This window comes from Streptosporangium sp. NPDC049046, from assembly GCF_040649155.1.
Lineage (GTDB): Bacteria > Actinomycetota > Actinomycetes > Streptosporangiales > Streptosporangiaceae > Streptosporangium.
Window position 1 is genome coordinate 22,886 of record NZ_JBEZEZ010000018.1, and the last position, 22,133, is coordinate 45,018.

At 70.8% G+C, this 22,133-nt stretch carries 17 protein-coding genes; 14 read left to right on the forward strand and 3 right to left on the reverse strand.

All coding sequences use genetic code 11. The features are described 5' to 3' along the window. Positions 1-5 precede the first annotated feature (5 nt). The 9 genes from AB0B96_RS24800 to AB0B96_RS24840 all read left to right on the forward strand — a co-directional run bounded on the left by AB0B96_RS24800 (position 6) and on the right by AB0B96_RS24840 (position 10,487). Positions 6-884 carry an NAD(P)-dependent oxidoreductase gene (locus AB0B96_RS24800; RefSeq protein ID WP_362902203.1) on the forward strand — a complete coding sequence of 293 codons (879 nt, stop codon included), beginning with the start codon at positions 6-8 and terminating at the stop codon, positions 882-884. Between the two features lie 478 nt (positions 885-1,362). Further along, positions 1,363-2,559, forward strand: a complete 1,197-nt coding sequence (locus tag AB0B96_RS24805) for an ABC transporter substrate-binding protein (RefSeq protein WP_362902205.1) — start codon at positions 1,363-1,365, stop codon at positions 2,557-2,559. Positions 2,560-2,638: 79 nt separating this feature from the next. Further along, positions 2,639-3,535, forward strand: coding sequence for a branched-chain amino acid ABC transporter permease (locus AB0B96_RS24810; protein ID WP_362902207.1), 897 nt, complete (start codon positions 2,639-2,641; stop codon positions 3,533-3,535). Further along, complete coding sequence (locus tag AB0B96_RS24815; RefSeq protein ID WP_362902209.1) at positions 3,532-4,539, forward strand: branched-chain amino acid ABC transporter permease; 1,008 nt, start codon at positions 3,532-3,534, stop codon at positions 4,537-4,539. The genes AB0B96_RS24810 and AB0B96_RS24815 overlap by 4 nt, the downstream gene beginning before the upstream one ends. Beyond that, the gene (locus tag AB0B96_RS24820; protein WP_362902211.1) at positions 4,536-5,309 is read left to right on the forward strand and encodes an ABC transporter ATP-binding protein; all 774 of its coding nucleotides are present in this window, start codon (positions 4,536-4,538) and stop codon (positions 5,307-5,309) included. The genes AB0B96_RS24815 and AB0B96_RS24820 overlap by 4 nt, the downstream gene beginning before the upstream one ends. Then, complete coding sequence (locus AB0B96_RS24825) at positions 5,306-6,022, forward strand: ABC transporter ATP-binding protein (protein ID WP_362902213.1); 717 nt, start codon at positions 5,306-5,308, stop codon at positions 6,020-6,022. Before AB0B96_RS24820 ends, AB0B96_RS24825 begins: the two co-directional genes overlap by 4 nt. Positions 6,023-6,103: 81 nt before the next feature. Next, complete coding sequence (locus AB0B96_RS24830) at positions 6,104-7,525, forward strand: hypothetical protein (protein WP_362902215.1); 1,422 nt, start codon at positions 6,104-6,106, stop codon at positions 7,523-7,525. After that, complete coding sequence (locus AB0B96_RS24835) at positions 7,522-9,144, forward strand: amidohydrolase (RefSeq protein ID WP_362902217.1); 1,623 nt, start codon at positions 7,522-7,524, stop codon at positions 9,142-9,144. The genes AB0B96_RS24830 and AB0B96_RS24835 overlap by 4 nt, the downstream gene beginning before the upstream one ends. Then, positions 9,141-10,487 carry an amidohydrolase family protein gene (locus tag AB0B96_RS24840; protein ID WP_362902219.1) on the forward strand — a complete coding sequence of 449 codons (1,347 nt, stop codon included), beginning with the start codon at positions 9,141-9,143 and terminating at the stop codon, positions 10,485-10,487. Before AB0B96_RS24835 ends, AB0B96_RS24840 begins: the two co-directional genes overlap by 4 nt. A gap of 126 nt (positions 10,488-10,613) precedes the next feature. Here the strand turns inward: AB0B96_RS24840 and AB0B96_RS24845 are convergent, their stop codons facing one another. Then, the gene (locus tag AB0B96_RS24845) at positions 10,614-12,140 is read right to left on the reverse strand and encodes an arabinogalactan endo-1,4-beta-galactosidase (RefSeq protein ID WP_362902222.1); all 1,527 of its coding nucleotides are present in this window, start codon (positions 12,138-12,140) and stop codon (positions 10,614-10,616) included. 86 nt (positions 12,141-12,226) lie between these two features. Continuing rightward, complete coding sequence (locus AB0B96_RS24850; protein WP_362902224.1) at positions 12,227-14,362, reverse strand: beta-galactosidase; 2,136 nt, start codon at positions 14,360-14,362, stop codon at positions 12,227-12,229. A 313-nt stretch (positions 14,363-14,675) separates the two neighbouring features. On the opposite strand from AB0B96_RS24850, the gene AB0B96_RS24855 reads away from it, so the two are divergent. The 4 genes from AB0B96_RS24855 to AB0B96_RS24870 are packed head-to-tail and all read left to right on the forward strand — an operon-like array spanning position 14,676 to position 18,798. After that, the gene (locus AB0B96_RS24855; protein ID WP_362902226.1) at positions 14,676-15,983 is read left to right on the forward strand and encodes a sugar ABC transporter substrate-binding protein; all 1,308 of its coding nucleotides are present in this window, start codon (positions 14,676-14,678) and stop codon (positions 15,981-15,983) included. Beyond that, a complete protein-coding gene (locus AB0B96_RS24860) occupies positions 15,980-16,879 on the forward strand; it encodes a sugar ABC transporter permease (protein ID WP_362902228.1) in 900 nt (299 codons plus the stop codon). Before AB0B96_RS24855 ends, AB0B96_RS24860 begins: the two co-directional genes overlap by 4 nt. Further along, positions 16,879-17,754 (forward strand): carbohydrate ABC transporter permease, encoded by an 876-nt coding sequence (locus AB0B96_RS24865; protein ID WP_362902230.1) that lies wholly within the window; start codon positions 16,879-16,881, stop codon positions 17,752-17,754. Before AB0B96_RS24860 ends, AB0B96_RS24865 begins: the two co-directional genes overlap by 1 nt. Positions 17,755-17,796: 42 nt before the next feature. After that, complete coding sequence (locus AB0B96_RS24870) at positions 17,797-18,798, forward strand: LacI family DNA-binding transcriptional regulator (protein ID WP_350946032.1); 1,002 nt, start codon at positions 17,797-17,799, stop codon at positions 18,796-18,798. 228 nt (positions 18,799-19,026) lie between these two features. On the opposite strand, the gene AB0B96_RS24875 is transcribed toward AB0B96_RS24870, so the two are convergent. Beyond that, the gene (locus tag AB0B96_RS24875) at positions 19,027-20,274 is read right to left on the reverse strand and encodes a hypothetical protein (protein ID WP_350946031.1); all 1,248 of its coding nucleotides are present in this window, start codon (positions 20,272-20,274) and stop codon (positions 19,027-19,029) included. Between the two features lie 343 nt (positions 20,275-20,617). On the opposite strand from AB0B96_RS24875, the gene AB0B96_RS24880 reads away from it, so the two are divergent. Further along, entirely contained in the window at positions 20,618-22,108 is a 1,491-nt protein-coding gene (locus AB0B96_RS24880; RefSeq protein WP_362902233.1) for a pyridoxal-dependent decarboxylase, read from the forward strand. The last annotated feature ends 25 nt before the right edge of the window (positions 22,109-22,133 follow it).

Consider the following 22,133-nt stretch of genomic DNA (forward strand, 5'->3'; position numbering starts at 1 on the left):
AGAAGATGACAGAGATCGGCTGGATCGGCGCTGGACGGATGGGCGCGGCGATGGCCGGCCGCCTGCTGGACGCCCGCCTCCCGGTGCGGGTCTGGAACCGTACGCGGGCCAAGGCGGAGGCGCTGGTGCCGCGCGGCGCGACGGTCGCCGACGAGGTGTCCGACCTGGGCGGCTGTGACGTCGTGTTCATCATGGTCTCGACCTCGGACGACCTGCGCGAGGTGTTGCGCCGTCTCTACGAGGGAACAGCCCTGCCGGGCACGGTGGTCGACTGCTCGACCGTCTCCGCGGAGGCGTCGGCCGAGGCGCGCGCCGAGTCGGCCGCGCGCGGCGTGCGTTTCGTGGCCTCCCCGGTGAGCGGAAACCCGCATGTGGTCGCCGCCGGGGACGCGCGCCTGGTGGCGTCGGGCGACCGGGAGAGCTTCGACCTGGTCCGGCCGTTGCTGGAGACGATCGGCCAGAGCGCGGTCTACGCCGGTCCGGGAGAGGTGAGCAGGCTGGTCAAGGTCTGCCACAACCTCTACCTGGGGATGATGGTCGAGTCCCTGATCGAGGTGGTGACGCTGGCCGAGAAGGGCGGTGTGGACAGGGCCGCGTTCCTGGAGTTCCTCGGCGGCACCGTGCTCGGCTCCGAGTGGGTCCGTCACCGCACCCCCGACCTGCTGGAACGGGACTGGCGTCCGACCTTCACGACCGCGCTGCTGCGCAAGGACTTCGATCTCGGCCTCGGCGCCGCCCGGACCCACGAGGTGCCGATGCCGGTGGCGAGCCTGGTGCACCAGATCATCCAGGCCGCGATCGGGCAGGGCCACCGCGACGACGACTTCCTGTCCATGTACGACGTGCAGGCGGCCAACGCCGGTCTGCGGCGCGACTCCACATGAGCGCTGTATGAACGCTGTGATTTCGGTGGACGTCTCAGCCGGAATTTCGTCGCGGGCGAGCGGGTCGGGCCGTCGCCGGGCCGACCACGTCCCGGTGACCGGCCCGGCGACGGCCGAGGTCGTCGCCGAAATCGCCGGCGGGAACGGTCGAGGACCTGCTCGCGGCGGTCGGCGCGGCGCCCGCGGCGGGTGGCGCCCTGGCCGGTGTCGAGGCGTTATTCGAACCTGAATACGTGACCGTCGGCCGGTAGCTACGGCTTGGTAACGAGCCGTTCGCGACCTTGACACCATGGGCGGATCGTCCGTTTAAATTGGCTAAGCCACATGGCCACTAGGGCACTTCGAGGCGACATAATTACCCAAACCGGTATTTATCCGAAGATAAATAGGCACCAAAGTCAGGCATCGTTACGGGCGTGGCCACCGGCTCCGACCGTAGGAGGGAACCGGCCGTGCCACAGCACAGGGAGCTAACGACATGACACGCAAAGGGGCCGTATCGGGGATCGCCGCGCTCGCGTTCGCACTCGCCCTGACCGGTTGCGGCGGCAGCACCGTCGCGGGCGGCGAGAGTGCCGAATCAACCGGCACGAGCGACTCGATCAAGATCGGGTTCATGGTGCCGAAGTCCGGCATCTACGCCTCGATCGGCACCGACCTCGATCGAGCGATGCAGATCTACCTCGACAAGAACAACGGCGAACTGGGTGGCCGCAAGATCGACCTGGTCACGGTCGACGAGGGCAGCACGCCGCAGACCGGCACGGCCGCCGCCCGGCGGCTCGTGCAGCAGGAGCAGGTGAGCGTCGTCACCGGCATCGTCAACAGCGCCACGGCCGTCGGCGTGGCCACGGTCTTCTCCGACGCGAAGATCCCGGTCGTCTCCACAGGCCAGGTCGCCGACAACCCGTTCTGGTGGCGGGTCGGCTGGACCAATCCGATGATGAACACATCCATCGTGGACCACCTCGTGGCCCAGGCGAAGGACAAGCCGGCCTACCTGATCGGCGCGGACTACAAGCAGGGCCGCGACATCATCGACGACGTCAAGGCGGGCCTGGAGGCCGGCGGAGTCGAGGTCGTCGGCACCACGTTCACACCGTTCGGCACCACCCAGGACTACCAGCCGTACCTGTCGGAGATCAAGAAGAGCAAGGCCGGCACGGTGTACGCGTTCTACGCCGGCGCCGAGGCCACCAAGTTCGTGACCCAGTACGGCCAGTTCGGTCTCAAAGACCAGGCGACGCTCTACGGTAACCAGGCGCTGACCGAGGGCAACCTCGCCGCGCAGGGCTCGGCCGCCGCCGGCGTGCTGACGAACTCGATCTACAGCCCGAGCATCGACACCCCGGTCAACAAGGAGTTCGTCGACGCGTACGTGGCCAAGTTCGACGCGCAGCCGTCCGTCTACTCCGAGGCCCAGTACGCCTCGGCCGCGGTGCTGGACAAGGCGATCGCGTCGATCGGCGACGGCGCGATCACCGGAGACGCCGTCAACGCGGCGCTGGGCAAGGTGGGCGATGTCGAAACGCCGCGCGGGACCTGGCGCTTCGACACCTTCCAGGCACCCAGCCAGACCATCTACCTGCGGCGGGCCACCGAGACCGACGGCGTCATGAGCGACCAGGTGCTCGAGGTCCTGGGCGTCTACTCCAGCGACGGCAAGAAGTCCTGAAAAGCCCGCGGGCGGCGCGTCCCGGCAGGACACGCCGCCCGCCACAGGCATCGATGAGGCATCCATTGAAGGGAGGAACGTGTCCGTAGTAACGCAATGGTTCGACGCCAACCTCATCACGGTGATCAACGGGCTGGCGTACGGCCTACTGCTCTACACGCTGGCCGTCGGTCTGTCGCTCGTGTTCGGCATGCTCAACCTGTTGAACCTGGCGCACGGCACGCTTTTCCTCGCCGGCGCCTATGTCGCCGCCGTGGTCGTGGCACCGAGCGGCGCATGGCTGTCGTGGGTGCTGGCGCTCAGCATCGCGCTGGCCGTCGGCGCACTGGCCGGGGTCGGGCTCACCACGATGACCCGGCTGCTGACCCGCCGCGGCCACATGGCGGAGGCACTGCTCACACTCGGCATCTCGCTGGCCGGGTCCAGCCTGTTGTTGTGGATCTTCGGCGCGGATGTGCGCTCGGTGCCGGCACCCGCCGGCCTGGACGGCAGCGTCACGATCCTCGGCAACCCCTACCCCGTCTACCGGCTGGTGCTGATCGGCTTCGGGCTGCTCATCGCCCTGCTGGCCGAGGTGATCCTGGAGCGCACGATGATGGGTGCCGTCGTGCGGGCAATCGTCGCCGACGCCGACATCGTCAGCACGCTCGGCATCGACACCCGGAAGATCCTTTACGGCGTGCTGGCCGTCGGCTCCGCACTCGCCGTGGTGGCGGGTGTCCTCGGCGGCCCGATGCTCGGCGCCGCGCCCGGGCTCGACGGCCACGTCCTGTTGATCGCCTTGGTCGTGGTGGTCATCGGCGGCATGGGATCGGCCCGCGGCGCGCTCATCGGCGGCCTGCTGATCGGTCAGGTGCAGACCCTCGGCACGGCCCTCGCGCCCGAGGTCGCCCCGTTTCTCATATTCGGCGCGATGGCGCTGGTCCTGGTCGTGCGGCCGCACGGCCTCCTTGGCCGAGCGGAGGCGACCACATGAACATCCTCGAACGTCCGGCCACGGGCGCGCTCGTCCCGCCACTGCTCGTCCCGCCACTGCTCGTGCTGGCCGCCGCCGCGCCACCGTTCCTGCTCGGCCCCTACGCGGTGTCCACCCTCACCCAGATCCTGGCCTTCTCCCTCATGGTGATGAGCATCGTCCTGCTCATGGGCATCGCCGGAGTGCCGACCATCGGACAGGCCGGCTTCTTCGGCGTCGGCGGCTACGTGACCGCCCTGCTGGCCGGCCACCTGACCACCAGCGCACCCACACTGCTGGTGATCTCGGCGGCGGCCGGGGCGCTGGTCGCCGCCGCCACCGGCTGGCTGCTCGTCCGGGTAAGGGGCACGTACGTGCTGATGCTGACGCTGGCCATCGGCGAGTTGCTCGCCCTGGTGGCCATCGCGCGGGTCAGCCTCACCGGCGGCTCCGACGGCCTCGCGAACATTCCGGCGCTGACACTGCTGCCCGGCGTCACGCTGCGGCACATCGCCGTCGTCTACTGGTACATCGCCGGAGCCGTGCTCCTCATGGCGGCCCTCATCGCGCTGCTGATCCGCTCGCCGTTCGGCCGGGCGCTACGCGGCGTGCGCGACAACGAACCGCGGATGCGCGCGCTCGGCTACAGCACCGCCCTCTACAAATACGCCGCGTTCACCGTCAGCGGCGCGTTCGCCGGCGTGGCCGGGTCGTTGTGGGTGACCCAGACGTTGTTCATCTCCCCGTCCGACATGAGCTTCCACACCTCGGCGCTGGCACTGCTCGCGCTGATCGTCGGCGGGTCGCAGAGCCTCTGGGGGGCGGTGGCCGGCTCCGCATTGATCATCGTCGCGCAGAACATGCTGCCGATCTCCATGCAGGGCCTCGGCCCCCTCGTACTCGGCGTGGTGCTCGTGGTGGTGGTCTACACGCTGCCGGACGGCTTCGCCGGGATCCGCAACCCGCTGCGCCGTCGCCCGCCCGCGGCCGTGACCGCCGAGCCGCTACGGAAGGAGCGGGTATGACCGCCGCACTACGGCTGGATGGCCTGACCCGGGCGTACGGCGCGCTGCGCGCGGTCGACGGCGTGACGCTGACGGTCCGCGCCGGGGCCCGGCACGCGCTGATCGGACCCAACGGCGCCGGGAAGTCCACGATGTTCAAGCTGCTCTCCGGCGAGGTCCGTCCGACCGACGGCCGGATCCGCTACTTCGACGACGACATCACCCGCTACTCCCAGCCACGCCGGGTCCGGATGGGGATCGCCCAGACCTATCAGCACTCCAGCGTCTTCATGTCGCTCACAGTCGCCGAGAACGTCGCGCTCGCCGCCCAGCGGGTGCAGGGCATCGGCACCGTGTGGTGGCGCGGCTCCGCCCGATACGCGGACCGGGCCGCCGCCACCCGGGAATGTCTCACCGCGGTGGGCCTGGCCGAGCGGAGCGGTGACCTCGTGTCATCGTTGTCCCACGGCGAGCGCCGTCAGCTGGAGCTGGCCCTGGCGCTCGCCTCCAAGCCCCGCCTGCTGCTGCTCGACGAGCCCACGGCCGGCATGTCGGCGACCGAGTCGGACGCCTTCGTCCAGCTGGTCAAGACACTTCCCGACGACCTGACGGTGATCGTGGTCGAGCACGACCTCGACGTCGTGTTCAGCCTGGCGACCGACATCTCCGTACTGCACCACGGCAAGCTCCTGGCCACCGGCACACCGGCCGAGGTGTCGGCCGACCCTGCCGTCCAGGAGGCGTATCTGTCCTGGTCGGCGACCGACGACGACCTGAAGGAGATCCCGTGAGCCCGCTGCTGGAAGTGCGCGGTCTGCGCGCCGGATACGACGGGAGCGTGGTGCTGCAGGGCGTCGACGTGACCATCGACGAAGGCACCGTGCTCGCGGTGCTCGGCAGGAACGGGGTCGGCAAGTCGACCCTGGTCATGTCGGTGATCGGGCTCGTACGGGCGTACTCGGGCAGTGTCGTGTTCGCCGGGCGGGAGCTGACCCGCGAGCGGACCGACAGGATCGCCTCGACCGGCATCGCGCTGGTGCCCCAGGGACGGCGGGTGTTCAGCCCGCTGACGGTCGAGGAGAACCTGCGCATCGCCGTACGCCGCAACCGGCCGGGACCCTGGACGCTGGATCGGCTCTACGAACTGCTGCCGCGGCTGCGGGAACGGCGGGGCAACCGCGGCGACCAGCTCTCCGGCGGCGAGCAGCAGATGCTCGCGATCGGCCGGGCGCTGCTGACCAACCCGCGCCTGCTGTTGCTCGACGAGCCGTCGGACGGGCTCTCCCCGATGGTGGTGCGGCAGGTCGCCGACGTCGTCCGCGCGTTGCGCGAGGACGGCATCACCGTCCTGCTCGTCGAACAGAACGTGCGACTGGCACTCGAACTCGCCGACCACGTCGCGGTGATGGTCAAGGGCGAGATCGCCTGGCACACCGACCCCGCCGGCTTCCACGGCGACCGCGAACGCGTCCGCGCGCTGATGAGCGTGGCCGGTCCACAGTAGAGGGGATGAACGTTGACCACGAAGGACTATGGGTGGGACGAAGAGCGCCGGCTCTTCGTCCATCCGCGGAGCACACCGTACGTGAGCGGACCGCGGCCCCTGCCGCAGAGCCTGGATTACCTGGAGGACCGCGAGTACACCTCCAACATGACCGTCGAGGCCCGCTGGCCCACGGTCGTCAGGCTGACCCACACCTGGCAGAACGTCGTCGACATGGGCGGCCGACGCTACATGTTCCACTACTACCGACAGGCTCTCAACGTCTACGACATCACCGACCCGACGGCCCGTGAACTGGTGCTCGAAAAGCGGTACGGCCCCGAGGAGGGCGAGTTCGGGGCGGCGGCCATCGCCTACAACAAGCAGCGGGACGCCTGGATTCTGGTGCAGTGCTTCGAGGTGCCGCGCACCTACGGGCCCGACTCCAACAAGTACGCCGACCCCGCCGTGCTGCCCCGGCTGATGGCGGCGCCCGGATTCCGCGGCTTTCGGGTCTACGAGCTGACCGGCCCGACCGACTGGAAGCTGCTCGCCGAGGTGCCGACCGGCCCGGTCGACCCGGCCACCGGGATCCACCAGGGTTCCGGCGGGGTGGACACGCCCGCCTACGACGGCGGCCGTTACATGTTCATCGCCGCCGCCCCCGACGACACGTTCGTCAACCAGGAGTTCGCCACCTACCCGTACACGCCCGCGCAGCTCGTGTACGACATGGAGGATCCGGCGCACCCGAAGCTCCTGTCCACCTGGTGGGTGCCCGGCCAGCGGGCGGGCGAGACCGACGCCTACGAGTCGTGGAGCAGGCACGGCAACCGGACCTCGTGGATCGGCGCGCGGGTGCCCATGTCGGTGCCGGTGCCCCTGGAGCAGGGCGGCCGTTACGGCTACGCGGTCATGGGTGGCCTCGGGCTGTACGTGCTCGACCTCGCGGACCCGCGCCGCCCACTGGTCGCCGGCCATCTCGACCTGCCGCACAGCTGGGCCGGCATCGAAGGCGACGTGGTGGACACCAGCCGGGTGGCCGACCACGGCGTCGTGTTCGTCAACGGCGGCCCGATGAACGAGGACGGGTACGAGCCGTACAAGGACATCTATGTGATCGACGTCAAAGACCCGGCGAATCCGCACATCGTGGCGACGTTCCCCCGGCCGGTTCCGCCGGCCGGAGCGCCCTACCAGGACTTCGTGTTCCGGCGGGGCAAGTTCGGTCCCAAACGCTTCGGCTCCAACGCCCACCCCGGGACGGCCGACCCCAACCTCACGCTGTACTCCTTCGGCAACGCGGGTGTTCAGATGTTCGACCTCACCGACGTCCGCCGACCGGCCCTGGCCGGGTACTTCGTGCCGAAGATGACCGACGAGCTGGGCGACCCGCGCTCCTATCTCGTGCCGACCGAGAGCATCTTCGTGGAGTGGGACCGCCGCCTGGTCTGGGCCTTCACGAACTCCGGCATGTACCTGCTGACCAGCCCGCTGCTGGGCGAGCCGAGGATCGCCCGATGACGGCCGATCTCATCCTGGTCGACGGCGACATCACCACCAGCGCGGGCGGGCGGCGGGTGAGTGGCCTCGCCGTACGCGCCGGGCGGGTACTCGCGGCCGGGAGCACCGACGAGATCCGCCGGTACGCCGACTCCGGCACCCGGGTCGTGGACCTGGGAGGCCGCTGCGTGATCCCCGGCCTGGTCGACAACCACATCCACTTCGTGCGGGCCGGGCTCACCTGGAACTCGGAGCTGCGCTGGGAACGCTGCCCCAGCCTCGCCGCCGGTCTGCGGACCATCGCCGAGACGGCCGGTACCCGGACGCCGGACGAGTGGGTGCTGGTGATCGGCGGCTGGCACGAACGCCAGTTCCCGGAGGGACGCGGACCGGATCTCGCCGAACTGGACGAGGTCGCGCCGGATCGCCCCGTCTTCGTGCAGATGATGTACGACTGGGCCCAGGTCAACACCGCGGGAATGCGCGCCACCGGTCTCACCGCCGAGACCGCCCGCGCGGCCGGAGCGCACCTGTTCGAGTGGGACGGCCACGGCCGGCCGACCGGCCGGGTACTGGGCATGGAGGGCTGCAAATGGCTCTACGCCCGGCTGCCCAAGGAGACACTGGAAGCCCAGATCGCCTCGACCGCCCGGCTCTCCCGCGACCTCAACCGCTTCGCGGTGACCGCGCTGATCGACGGCGGCGGCGTGAACACCGGTCCGGACGTCTACGAGGCCGTGTACGAGGTGGACCGGCGCGGCGACCTGACCGTACGGACGTTCCTTACCGTGCACGCGTCGGCGCGTGGGCGCGAGGCCGAGGAGATCGCCGGATACCTGCGCTACGGTCGCCCCCGGCACGGCAGCGGCACCCTCCGGCTGCTCGGCTTCGGCGAGGTCGTGCTGTACGGCCTGCACGACCGGGTGCACACCCGGGTCGACGTGACCGACGCCGACCGGGCCGAACTGATCCGTGTCTTCACCGACCTGGCGGCCGGTGGCTGGCCGGTGCAGATGCACGCGCACCGGCCCGAGGTGATCGAGACCGTCATCGCGGCCTGCGAGGAGGTGAACACCCGCCATCCGCTCGCGCCGCTGCGCTGGGGCATCGTGCACGGCGAGATGATCGATTCGACGCAGGTGGGACGCATCCGCGCACTCGGACTCGGCGTCCTCACCCAGAGCCTGCTGCGTTTCCTCGGCGACCAGGTGGTGGGCGCGTTCGGCGCCGAACGGGTCCGCGACGCGCCACCGCTGCGCGCCCTGCTGGAGGCCGGGGTTCCGGTCAGCGCAGGCACCGACGCGATGCGCGGCGCCTCCTACGACCCGTTCACCTCGCTGCACTTCTACCTGACCGGCCGCACCATCGGCGGCGACCGGATCGTCGCCGACGAGAACCTGCTCGACCGCGACGAGGCACTGCGCCTCTACACGCGCGGCAGCGCCTGGAACTGCTTCGCCGAGCACGAGATCGGCGCGCTGGAACCGGGCTTCCGCGCCGACCTCGCGGTGCTCTCCGACGACTACTTCACCGTCGACGTGAACAAGATCCTTACGTTGGAGTCGGAGCTGACCCTGCTCGGCGGCCGACCCGTGTACGCGAGCGGCGAACTGGCCGCAGTCCTGGAGGAGGGCCGATGAGCCGACTGCTGATCCGCGGTGGCCGCGTGGTGACCATGGACCCGGCGCTGGGCGACGTCGACGGCGACGTCCTCGTGGTCGACGGGCGGATCGCCGAGATCGGTCCCGACCTGTCCGCCGCGGACGCGGAGATCCTCGACGCGACCGGCACCGTCGTGCTCCCCGGCTTCGTCGACACCCACCGCCACACCTACCAGTCGCTGGTCCGCGGCCTGCTGCCGAGCTGCACGCTCGGGGAGTTCATGGGGACCATCTTCAACAGCGTGGCCCCGGCCTACACCCCCGAGCTGATGCGGCTGGGCAACTACGTCGGTGCCCTCGACGCGCTCGACGCCGGCATCACGACCATGGTCGACTGGTCGCCGAGCGAGACCCCGGACCACGCGGACGGAGCGATCGAAGGCCTTCGGCAGGCCGGCATCCGGGCGATGTACGCGCACGGCATGCCGGCCGGCGGCCAGTGGTGGTACCGCAGCGAGCTCGACCACCCGGCCGACGCCCGCCGGATCAGGGCCGAGCACTTCCCCTCCGACGACGGCCTGCTCACGATGGCGCTCGCGCTCCGCCAGCCCGGCAACGTCGTCGACGAGGTCGCCGTGAACGACTGGAAACTCTCGCGTGAACTCGGCGTCCGCGTCTCGGTGCACACCGCGATGCGCTCAGGCGGCGCGACCGGCCACCCGATCCGCACCCTGCACCGGCTCGGCCTGCTCGGCGAGAACACCACGTTCATCCACTGCACGACCAGCACCGACGACGAGATCGCGATGATCGCCGACTCCGGAGGCACGGTCTCGATCGCGCCGTACGTCGAACTGGTGATGGGCCACGGCCTGCCGCGGATCACCGCGATGCTCGCGCACGGCGTGGCCCCCACGCTCAGCATCGACACGGTCACCACCTCGCCCGGCGACATGTTCACCCAGCTGCGGATGGCACTCGCCCTCGGCCGCGCCGAGGCGTTGCCCGAGAACCCGGAGGATCCTTTCACCCCGACGCTCACCCACCGCGACGTCCTGCGGCTGGCCACCCTTGACGGCGCCCGGGCCTGCGGCCTGGGCGACCGAACCGGCACCCTCACCCCGGGCAAGGCGGCTGACGTCCTCCTCGTCCGAGCCGACTCGATCCGTACCCTCCCCCTGCGGGACCCGGCGGCCACCGTGGTCTCCTCGGCAGACCGGGCCGACGTCGACACGGTGCTCGTCGCCGGCGTGATCCGCAAGCGCGGCGGCGTCCTGGTCGGCGTCGACCTGCCCCGCCTCCGCGCCGAGGCGATCGCCGCCCACGAGGACATCCTGACCCGAGCCGGACTCAAGCCGGAGGATCGCGCCGCGGGAGAGTAGTCGCGACCCTGACCCGAGCCGGACTCAAAACGGAAGCTCGAGCCGTGGGGGCGTGGCCGCGCCTCTGCCCCGCGACGACGTCTCACGGCGGCACGCCCGGCATGTCCCGGCGTGCCGCCGCGAGGATCACTGGTGGGCGAACTGGGCGAGGGCGGGCAGCGCCCTGTCGGCGAAGTCGAACAGCGCCTGGTTCTCCCAGCCGTTGCCCGAGGACGGGTCGGCCGGGTCCCAGCCGTTCCCGGTCACCGCGGTCCAGGTGGGCTCCCAGTACACCGCGCCGAGCCCGCGCCCGCCCGGCACGGCCTGCACGATGCTCATCACGTCGCGCAGCATCGCCGACTGGCCCGCCGACGAGGCCGGGTATCCGGGGTACGGGGTCGCCGCGGTGATGATGTTGGCGAGGCCGTCGTCGTTGCCCGTGGTGAAGGGGTAGGCGGTCTCGGCGAGCAGGACGGGCCTGCCGTAGCGGGACGCGATGTCGTTGATGTTCGCCTGGAAGGCGCCGAGCGTGCCGTGCCAGTAGGGGTAGTAGGAGACGCCGATCACGTCGTAGTTCACGCCGTGGGCCGCGGCGCTGTCGAACCACCAGCGAAACAGCCCGTTGTCGCCGCCCTCGGCCAGGTGCAGCACCACCTTGGTCGAGGACGAGACCGCCTTGACCGCGCTGTAGCCCGAGTTGAGCAGCTGGGCGAGGTTGCCGAAGTTGGAGCTGCGGCCGTCCTCCCAGAGCATGCCGTCGTTGATCTCGTTTCCGACCTGGACCATGTCCGCGGTGGTGCCCTGCGCCTTCAGCGCGTTCAGCACGTCGTAGGTGTGGTTGTAGACGGCCGTCTTGAGCTGCGCGAGCGTGTATCCGTTCCATGCGGCCGGCTTGTACTGCTTGCCGGGGTCGGCCCAGGTGTCGGAGTAGTGGAAGTCGACGAGCAGGCGCATCCCCCTCGCCTTGACCCGCTGCGCCATGGCCAGCACCCGCGCCTTGTTGTTGTAGCCGTCGGCCGGGTTCACCCACACCTTCAGCCGCACGTAGTTGGCTCCGGCCGCCGCCAGGATCGCGAGGGCGTCGCCCCGCGCGCCTCCGGCGTCGTGGTACCTGCCTCCGTACGCCTCCGACTTGGGCAGGCTTGAGGTGTCGGCGCCCTTCACCGCCAGCGTCGCCGACCCCGCCGCGAAGGTGACGTCGTCGAAGTTGGCCCAGCCGCCCGCCGCCGCGGCGGAGCCGAGGGAGATCGTGCACTGGCCGCCCGTCACGTTCTGGGTGACGGCGATCTGGATCCACTCCGAGGAGCTGACCGGCGCGTGGGTCCGCCTCTCGGCGGAGCCGCAGTTCCGCAGCGCGATCCAGCTCTGGCTCATCGCCCCCGACCTCACCCAGACGCGGAGCGTGTAGGTGCCCGAGGCCAGGCCGGTCAGCGTCTGGTTGGTCTCGACGGTGTACGCGGCGGTGGACCAGTGCGACAGGCGGTAGGAGCCCGTGCGACCGCCGGCCTCGGTGAAGTCGGCGGAGGCGTTGCCCGCGGTGCTCCACGAGACCGGCGCGGCGACGCCGCCTCCGGTCTCGAAGCCGCCGTTGGCGACCGTGGGGGCGGCTCGGGCCGGTAACGGCACCAGGACGGCGGCGGCACACACCAGCAGTGCCGTCAGGATCTTCTTCAAGGGTCCTCACTTGGTCAGGAGTGATGTGGACGATCCCCGAGACCCCGGGTGCCGCGCTCAGGTGGCGGGCGCGACCCCGGGGACGATCACGCGTCTCCGGCCGGCTCGACGACCGTGACGCCGCCGGCGGGCACGGTCGCCGACCCGGTGTACGCGGCGCCGTCGAGCATCCCGGTCCCGCTCACCTCCGGGACGGTGACCGGCTCCTCGCCGTGGTTGATGAGGAAGAGGTGGCGGCCCCGGCGTACGAGCTCCAGGGTGTCGGGCAGGCCGTGCGGGCGGGACACGCCCGCCAGGTCGAGGACCGCGCGAAGGAGAGCGCGCAGATCCCGCTCGGCGCCCGTTCCCGTGTCACCCGCCGGGCCGCCGAGGTCACCGGGGTCACCGGAGTCACGGCGACCTTCGGGAACGCCGGCGCCGGGGGCGCGGTCGGGGTCCCGGAACCCTTCGGGAACGCTGGGGGCGCGGTCGGGGGACGGGTCGAGGGCGGTGGCGACGTACCAGGCGGTGCCCGCGCCCAGCTCGTGGCGGGTCACCGCGGGGTGGCCCGCGTCCGGCCCGCCGGTGAAGGCGTGCACGGCGCGCGCCCCGGCGAGGCGGACCCGCTCGGACCAGATCCGGCCGGTCAGACCGTCGTCGCCGACGGGCACCGTGCCGTTCTCCGGCAGCGGGTGGAACTCCTCCACCGTCAGGCCGAGCACGTCGCGCAGCGCGCCGGGAGGGGCGCCGGGGTGGACGGCGTCGTTCTCGTCGACGATTCCGGAGAAGTAGGAGACGACCAGGTGCCCGCCCGCCTCCACGTAGCGGCGCAGGTTCTTGCCCGCCGCCTCCGTGAGCAGGTAGGAGCTGGGGACGACGACCATCCGGTACGCGGAGAGGTCGTCCCCGGGGCGGGCGAAGTCGACGGTGACGTGCTCGCGCCAGAGCGCCTCGTAGTAGGCCTCCATCCGCTCGCGAAAGCGCAGGTCGACCGAGGGGCGCCACTCCAGCTCCAGCGCCCAGAACGACTCCCAGTCCCACACGAGCGCGACCTCGGCCTCGACGCGGGAGCCGCGCAGGCCGGCCAGCCCGCGCAGGTCGGCGCCGAGGGCGACCACGTCGCGCCAGAGGTCGGAGTCCGTCCCGGCGTGCGGCAGCATCGCCGAGTGGAACTTCTCCGCGCCGTGCCGGGAGGCGCGCCACTGGAAGAACAGCACCGAGTCCGATCCCCGGGCGACGTGGGCGAGGCTGTTGCGCCGCATCTCCCCCGGCCGCTTGGCGAGGTTGCGCGGCTGCCAGTTGACGGCGCCGGTCGAGTGCTCCATGAGCATCCACGCCCGACCGCCCGCCACCGAGCGGGTGAGGTCGGCGGCCATGGCCAGCTCGATGTGGTTCTCGGCCCGCACTGCTTCGAGGTAGTGGTCGTTGGAGACGACGTCCACCTCGTCCGCCCACCGCCAGTAGTCCATCGCCACACAGTTGGCGATCATGAAGTTGGTGGTGACCGGCTGGTCGCCGAAGCGGCGGATGGTGTCGCGTTCGCGGCGGAAGTTGGCGATGTGCGCCTCGACGGAGAAGCGCGCGTAGTCGAGTTGCAGGGCCGTCAACTGGCCGGGCAGTGCGAGCCTCGGTGGCTCCACCTCCTCGAACGAGCCGTAGGTCAGCCCCCAGAACGTGGTCCCCCAGGCCGCGTTGAGCGCCGCCACGTCCCCGTGCCGCTCGCGCAGCCAGTCACGGAACGCCTCGGCCGAGGTCTCGCAGTAGCAGCGGGCGTTGGCCCAGCCGTACTCGTTGTGGACGTGCCACATGGCGATCGCCGGATGCCCGGCGTAGCGCTCGGCGAGCCGCTCGGCGAGCCGCTGGGAGGCGGTGGCGTACTCGGGGGAACTCGGGCAGAAGCTGTGCCGGGTGCCGCCGGCGATGACGTGGCCCTCGCGGTCGACCAGGCGGGCGCCGGGGTGGGCCGTCCTGAACCAGGTGGGCGGGGACGACGTCGGCGTCGCGAGATTGATCATGATGCCCCAGGAGTGCAGCAGCTCGACGATCCTGTCCAGCCTGTCGAAGTCGTAGACCCCCTCGGCGGGCTCCAGCATGCTCCAGTTGAACACCCCGAGACTGACCAGGTTCACCCCGGCCTCGCGCATCAGCCGGACGTCCTCGCGCCAGACCTCCTCCGGCCACTGCTCGGGGTTGTAGTCCCCGCCGTACGCGATGCCCTCTGGCAGGGCGGGATATCCGGACAACGACTCCCCCTCGAACGATTTCTGTGAACGTGCACAGTAATCTACGGCCGTCTTTCACGGAAGACCAGTGGCGGGATTCCCGGAGCAGCAGCGGGTTAACAAGAACGTAACGGGCATTGACAGCGCGTCCCGGCTGATTTCAGTCTGTGAACGTTCCCAGAGAGGTGCCACTGGCCTCCCCTCCCCGGCCTCTCTCGCTGACTTCGCCGACGGCCCCGCCCCTGTGGCCTCCCAGCGGCCGACGCCCCGTCATGAACCCGCCATGAACCCGTCCTGAACTCCCCCACGGACCCCCACGGAGGAACACATGCAGATGAACCGGCTCGTAGCGGTGGCGACCGCGTTCCTCGCCGCCGCCCTGGCCGCCGGGTGCTCGGGCACCCCCCAGGAGGCGGCCGCCCCGGACACGCGGAGTTCGGCCCCCGCCGGGCCGGTGAAGCTCACCTACTGGACCTGGGTCCCCAACATGGACAAGATCGTGACGGTCTGGAACCAGGCCAACCCCGACATCCAGGTCACCGTCAGCAAGCAGGCCGGCGGCGACGACGCGGCCGCCAAGTTCCTCACCGCCGCCAAGGCGGGAAACCCTCCCGACCTCGTCCAGGCCGAGTACCAGATGCTGCCCTCCTTCGTCGCCGCCGACGCGGTGGCCGATCTCTCCGGCGAGGCCGGCGCGGCGAAGGGCGAGTTCGGCGAGGGCGTCTGGGGCCTGGTCACGCTCGGCACCGACGCCGTCTACGCGCTCCCCCAGGACAGCGGCCCGATGATGCTCTACTACCGCCAGGACCTGTTCGACAAGTACGGCATCGAGGTGCCGAAGACCTGGGACGAGTACGCCGAGGCCGCCCGCACCGTGCGGAAGAAGGACCCCAAGGTCTTCCTGGGGACCTTCTCCAGCAAGGACCCCGGCTCCTTCGTCGGCCTCGCCCAGCAGGCGGGCGCCCAGTGGTGGTCGATCAGCGGCGAGTCCTGGAAGGTCGCCGTCGACGACGAGGCCACCAGGAAGGTCGCCGACTACTGGGGCGGTCTCGTCTCCGAGGGCGCCATCGACGACCAGCCGTACTTCACCCCCGAGTGGAACAAGGCGCTGAACGACGGCAGGCTGCTCACCTGGCCCTCGGCGGTCTGGGCCCCCGGCGTGCTGTCCGGCAACGCCCCCAAGGCGAAGGGCAAGTGGGCGATCGCCCCGCTGCCGCAGTGGAACGCCGGCGAGAACGCGAGCGGCTTCTGGGGCGGCTCCTCCACCGCGGTCTCCGCCAAGTCCCCCCACCTCGCCGCCGCCGCGAAGTTCGCGACCTGGCTCAACACCGACCCCGAGGCGCTCGGCCTGCTCGTCACCGAGGGCGCCCTCTACCCGGCGGCCACCAAGGGCGCCACCATGCTCGGCGAGGCCCCCGAATACTTCGCCAACCAGCCCGACTTCTGGCAGCGGACCGCCACGATCGCGAGCGGCGCCCGCGGCTTCACCTTCGGCCCGAACGTCAACGTGACCTACAACGCCTTCAAGGACGCCTTCGACAAGGCCCTGCAGGACAGGTCGGCGTTCTCCGACGCCCTCGTGAAGATGCAGGACGCGACGGTCGCGGACATGCAGAAGTCCGGATTCCAGCTCGCCCAATGAAACGACGCCCCGGCGGCGTTCGCACCGCGAGCGCCGTCCCCTACCTCCTCCTCGCACCGGCCATGGCGCTGTTCACGCTCTTCATGGCCCTCCCCATCGCCTACACGGCCTACCTCAGCCTGCGGCGCACGAAGGTCTCGGGACTGGGCCTGGGCAAGGGTTCCCGCCGCGAGGTCTTCGCCGGCCTCGACAACTACGCGGCGACGCTCGCCGACGGCGAACTGTGGGCCGGCTGGCTGCGCGTCCTGGGCTACGGCCTGCTGGTGCTCGTCGTCATGCTCGGGCTCGCCCTGCTGTTCGCGCTGCTGCTGGACTCCGCGCACGTGCGGCTCGCCCGCTTCTCCAGGATCTCCCTCTTCCTGCCGTACGCGGTGCCGGGCGTGGCCGCGACCCTGCTGTGGGGCTTCCTCTACCTGCCCAGCCTCAGCCCGATCCGCCAGGTGCTCGACATCGACCTGCTCGGCGCGGGCACGGTGGTGCTGTCCATGGCGAACGTGGCGGTCTGGGGCGGCGTCGGCTTCAACACCCTGGTCCTCTACACCGCGCTGCGCGCCGTGCCCAGGACCTACTACGAGGCCGCCAGGATCGACGGGGCGAGCGAGATCCAGACGGCGCTGCGGGTCAAGGTCCCGATCCTGCTGCCGGCGATCATCCTGACCACGGTCTTCTCCATCATCGCCACGATCCAGGTGTTCACCGAGCCGACCACCCTGCGGCCGCTCACCAACACGATCAGCTCGACCTGGAGCCCGCTCATGAAGGTCTACCGCGACGCCTTCGTCACCGGCGACCTCTACTCGGCCGCCGCCACCTCGATCGTCATCGCGGCGATCTCCCTCGTCCTGTCGTTCGGTTTCCTGCGCGTCGTCCGCGACCGCGCCTTCGGGGAGGGCTGATGGCCACCACACCCCTCACCGGGGCGGGCCGCCGACGCCGGGGACGCGGCCCGGCCGGGATCGCGCCGACCGCGATCCTGCTGCTGGGCGCGCTCTACTGCCTGCTGCCGGTCAGCTGGGTGCTGGTGGCGGCCGGCAAGTCGAAGGCGGAGCTGTTCTCCACCTCGACCTTCGCCCCCGGCACCGGCCTGCTGTCCAACCTCGCCGACCTCGCCGCCTACCGCGACGGCGTGTTCTGGCTGTGGATGCTCAACACGCTGCTGTACGCGGGCGGCGGCGCCCTGCTCTCCACGGCCGTCTCCGCCGTCTCCGGCTACACCCTGGCCAAATATCGCTTCCCCGGCCGCAACCTGATCTTCAACCTGCTGCTCGGCGGCGTCCTGGTGCCCGCCGTGGTGCTCGCCATCCCGCAGTATCTGCTCTTCTCCCGGATCGGGCTCGCCGACACCTACTGGTCGGTCCTGCTCCCGCAGATCCTGAGCCCGTACGGCATCTATCTCGCCCGCGTCTACGCCACCGCCGCCGTCCCCGACGCGCTGCTGGAGGCCGGGCGCATCGACGGCGCCGGGCACCGGCTGCTGCTGGGCCGGATAGCCCTGCCCCTCATGCTGCCCGGCATGGTGACCATCTTCCTGTTCCAGTTCGTCGCGATCTGGAACAACTTCCTGCTGCCGTTCATCATGCTGGGCGACGACCAGAGGTTCCCGCTCACCGTCGGGCTCTACACCCTGCTCGCCGCGGGGGCCAACCAGCCCTCGCTCTACAACCTGATCCTCACCGGCACACTGCTCTCGATCATCCCGTTGATCGCGCTCTTCCTCACGATGCAGCGCTACTGGAGGACCGACCTGGCCGGCGGGGCCGTGAAAAGCTGAGGCCCGGCCGATCGGCCGCCGGGCGAGGGGAAAATGGGGAGCATGGCGAAGCGTCCGACCATTCACGACGTCGCGGCGGTGGCGGGGGTGTCCCGGGGAACGGTGTCCCGGGTCCTCAACGACGACCGGTACGTCAGCCCCGCCGCGCACGCCGCCGTCAAGCGGGCCATCGCCGAGACGGGCTACGTGCTCAACCGGGCCGCCCGCAGCCTGGTCACCCAGCGGACCGGCTCGGTGGTGATGGTCCTGTCGGAGCCGCAGGAGAGACTGTTCGAGGATCCCACCTTCAGCGTGCTGCTGCGCACCGCCACCCGGCGGCTCGCCGAGCGGGACGTGTCGCTCGTGATGATGATCGCCGGGAACGACGGCGACCGCGACCGGGTGATCCGCTACCTGCGCGGCGGCCACGCCGACGGGGTCTTCCTGGTCTCCACCCACGCCGGCGACAAGCTGGTGGACGCGCTGCTGGACATTCCGGTGGCCGCCGTCGCCCAGGGGGCGGTCATCGGCAGGGAGAACGTGATCCCGTACGCCGCCGCCGACGACCGCGAGGGCGCCCGGCAGATGACGCGCTACCTGGTGGAGCGCGGCCACCGGCGGATCGCCACCATCACCGGCCCGCTCGACACCCCCGGCGGCGCGCTGCGGCTGGAGGGCTTCGCCGACATCCTCGGCAGGAAGGCCGGCAGGAGGCTCATCGAGCACGGCGACTACACCCAGCTGGGCGGGGAGAGCGCGATGGCCAGACTGTTGGAGCGCTCCCCCGACATCGACGCGGTGTTCGTCGCCTCCGACCTGATGGCCGCGGGCGCGCTCTCGGCCCTGCGCGCCGCGGGGCGGAGGGTGCCCGAGGACGTCGCGGTGGGCGGCTTCGACGACTCGGCGGTGGCGCTCACCACCCACCCGCCGCTCACCACCGTCCGCCAGCCCCTGGAACGGGTCGCGGAGGAGACCGTCCGCCTGCTGCTCGCCCTCATCGACGGCGCCGAACACCTGGAGCCGGTCATACTGCCCACGACCCTCGTCGTGCGCGAGTCCGCCTGACCCGCTGATCACCGTACGCGGGGCGGCGGCCGGACCGACCGGCCATCGGTCACCGTACGCGGGGCGGCCGGACCGACCGGCCATCCGATGGTCACCGCACGCGAATCCATCGGACCGGTCCGTCACCGTACGCGGGGCCGCCCGACCTTTTCCTCCGGCCGACCTGATCGTCAGGTCGGCCGGAAGAGCGGCGGAATCAAACAGGATCGAGCGGGATCGACGGCCGGGTCAGCGACCGGGCGAGGACCCGTTCACGGTGAGAACCTGCTCCTCGGTCTCGATCGCGGGGAAGGTGCCGGTGTCGATGATCCCGTGCTCGTGGAAGGCGGCCTCCAGCAGCGCGTGAGCCTTGGGCTCCAGCTTCCAGAGGGCACGGTACTCACGGGCGGTGGCCAGGGAGACCCCCGTCTCGTGGGCGATGTCGGCCGCGCGGGGCACGAACTTCCGCTCGATCTGCTTGTCCCAGTATTCCCGCGCGGCGCGCATCAGGGCCGCGCGCTGCGCCGTGTCGACGACCGGCGGCGGACCGTCCAGCACCTGGACCTCGTCGTCGTCATCCTCGTCCCCGAACCGCGACGAGGAGGGACCCGCGGCCACCGCGGGACGCGCCGGCTCCGGCTCCCACGGCACCGGCGGCGTCAGGTCGATCAGCGCGGAGGTGTTGTAGAGGGCGCCGATCTGGGAGAGCAGGGCCTCCTGGCGCACCGAGTCGACGGCCAGGCCGGTGTGCTCCACCGCCCGGTCCATGGCACGGTCCAGCTTGGTGAGGGCCGAGCGCATCTTCCGGTCGGACGCCCCGGACTCGCGGAGCGCGCGGGCGCGCTTGGCCGCCAGCGCGACCCTGGTCAGCCTGCGGTGGGCGTCGACCTCACTCGCCGTACGGTCGCTGACCTCGGCCAGCCCGATGCGGACGAGTGCCCGCTCGGGGGTGAGCCGCCAGTTGATGCGCGAGCGCCCGCTGATCCGGTGGCGTTCGATCGCCATGCCGCGCTCCCACAGCCACGCCGCCACCAGGGGAGCGGCGAGCCGGAAGATGGCCTCGGCCGTGCTGCGGGCGTCCATGCTGGACAGCACGGCGGTCAGGCCGGTGAGCGCCCACACGGCGATGCCGTCGATGCCCGCTGAGAAGTTCTCCCGCATGTTGCGGCGGGCACGGACCGCGCTGGTGATGACCGCGACCTCGATGAAGGCGAAGAGCAGCAGCCTCAGCGGGCCGTCGAAGCCGAGCACGTCACCGGAGAAGCGCCACATGCCCTGGGCGGAGACGCCCGTCGCGATGCTGGCGGCGACGATGGTGAGGATGTCCTCCACCGGACGGGGCGCGACATGGGAGTGGAAGAAGCGGACCGCTATCCGCTGGACGGCGCGAAGCGCGAAGTAGGCCACGACCAGCAGGACGAGGGCGAACACGCCGATGATGACCGTCAGGATCGGTTGGTCCGATGCGAAGGCGGTGATTTGATCGATGGGGGGCATCAGTCACTGTCCGTCAGTCTCGAATGTCCGACAGGATATTCAGCGATCATTCCAGAATGTTCGGTGGCTTGTTCGCGAAACGGGCGCTCACGAGCGTGACAGAAGTGAACACAGTTGCGCCGACAGCCAGTAAAGACAGCGGCTCCCGTCCGATCGGCCGCCCCTTCATGGTCGGCCGGGCGATCGAGCAACGGCCTCGTAGCCTCCCGCCTGCCGATATTCGCCCGGCCGGGCGGTCGCATACCGGCCCCGCACGGGGGTGAGTTCGCATGATCACCGAAGACCGAGTCCGTACCCCGGGGGTCGTTGGTCAGACGTCCGACCGGCGTCGTAGCGTCGAGGCATGGACGCCAGCGACAAAACGGTCACCTCTCACGCTCCTGGGCCGTCGCCCACCGGCGGCCACCCGCCCGAGACGCCGCAGGCGGCGGGGACCGGTCGCGAACGCGGGTCGCTCGACACCGACCGTGACCACCTCCCCGAACTGCTTGAGGCCACCCGCGCCTACGCCGCGCGCCTCCTCGCCGGACTCGGCGACCGGGCGGCGGCGCGGACGCCGGCCAGGCCCGCGCCCGCGTCACTTCCCGAGGCGGGGATCGGCCTGCGGGGGGCGTTGGAGGAGTTCGCGCGGCGGTGGGAGCCCGGCTTCGCGGCCGGTGCGGGCCCCCGCTACCTGGGTTTCGTCACGGGCGGCGTGACGCCCGCCGCGCTCGCGGGCGACTGGCTGACCGGCACCCTCGACCAGAATCCCACCTCGGGCCTGGACTCGCTCGCCCCTGACCTCGAACGGGAGACGGTCGGGTGGCTGCGTGACCTCTTCGGCCTGCCCCCCGAGCACGAGGGGGCGTTCGTCAGCGGCGCGACCCTGTCCAACTTCACCGGCCTCGCGATCGCGAGGGAGTGGCTGGGCGAGCGACGCGGCGTCTCGGTGGCCGAGGAGGGCGTCGCGGTGCTCGGGCCGGTGACCGTGCTGTCGGGAAGCCCGCACTCCAGCACCGTCAAGTCGCTGTCCATGCTCGGCCTGGGACGGTCGGCGCTCCGGCGGGTCGGCCTGCTGCCCGGCCGGGAGGCGGTGGACGTGGCCCGGCTCGCCGAGGAACTCGACCGGCTGGACGGCGCTCCGGCGATCGTCGTCGCCAACTCCGGCACGGTGAACACCGTCGACTTCGACGACCTGCGCGCCATCGCGGCCCTGCGCGAGCACCACCCGTTCTGGCTGCACGTGGACGCCGCGTTCGGGGCCTTCGCCGCGCTCTCGCCCGAGCACGCCCACCTCGTCGCGGGCCTCGGCGAGGCCGACTCCGTCTGCGTGGACCTGCACAAGTGGCTGAACGTGCCCTACGACAGCGCAGTCCAGTTCACCCGCCGCCGCGACCTGCAGCTACGTGTCTTCCAGAACTCCGCCGCCTATCTCACCCCGGTGGGCGACGTCCCCGATCTCGTACACCTCACGCCGGAGAACTCCCGGCGCCTGCGTGCGCTGGCCGCCTGGTTCACCCTCGCCGCGTACGGGCGCGAGGGGCACGCGGAGATCGTCCGGCACGACATCGCCCTCGCCGCCGCACTCGGCGAGCGGATCGCCGCGATGCCCGCCTACCGGCTGCTCGCCCCCGTACGGCTCAACGTGGTCTGCTTCACCCTCGCCTCCTCTCCCACCACGGCGGGGATCGCCGAGGTGGCCGAGGCGATCACCGACTCCGGCGAGGCGTTCCTCACGCCGACCATCCACGAGGGGGTGCCCGCGCTACGCGCCGCGTTCAGCAACTGGCGCACCGCCGAATCCGACGTCGACCGAATCGCGAAGCTCCTCCAGGAGGTCGTGAACCGAGCGTGAGCTCGACCGGCCTCGGGGCAGTGAT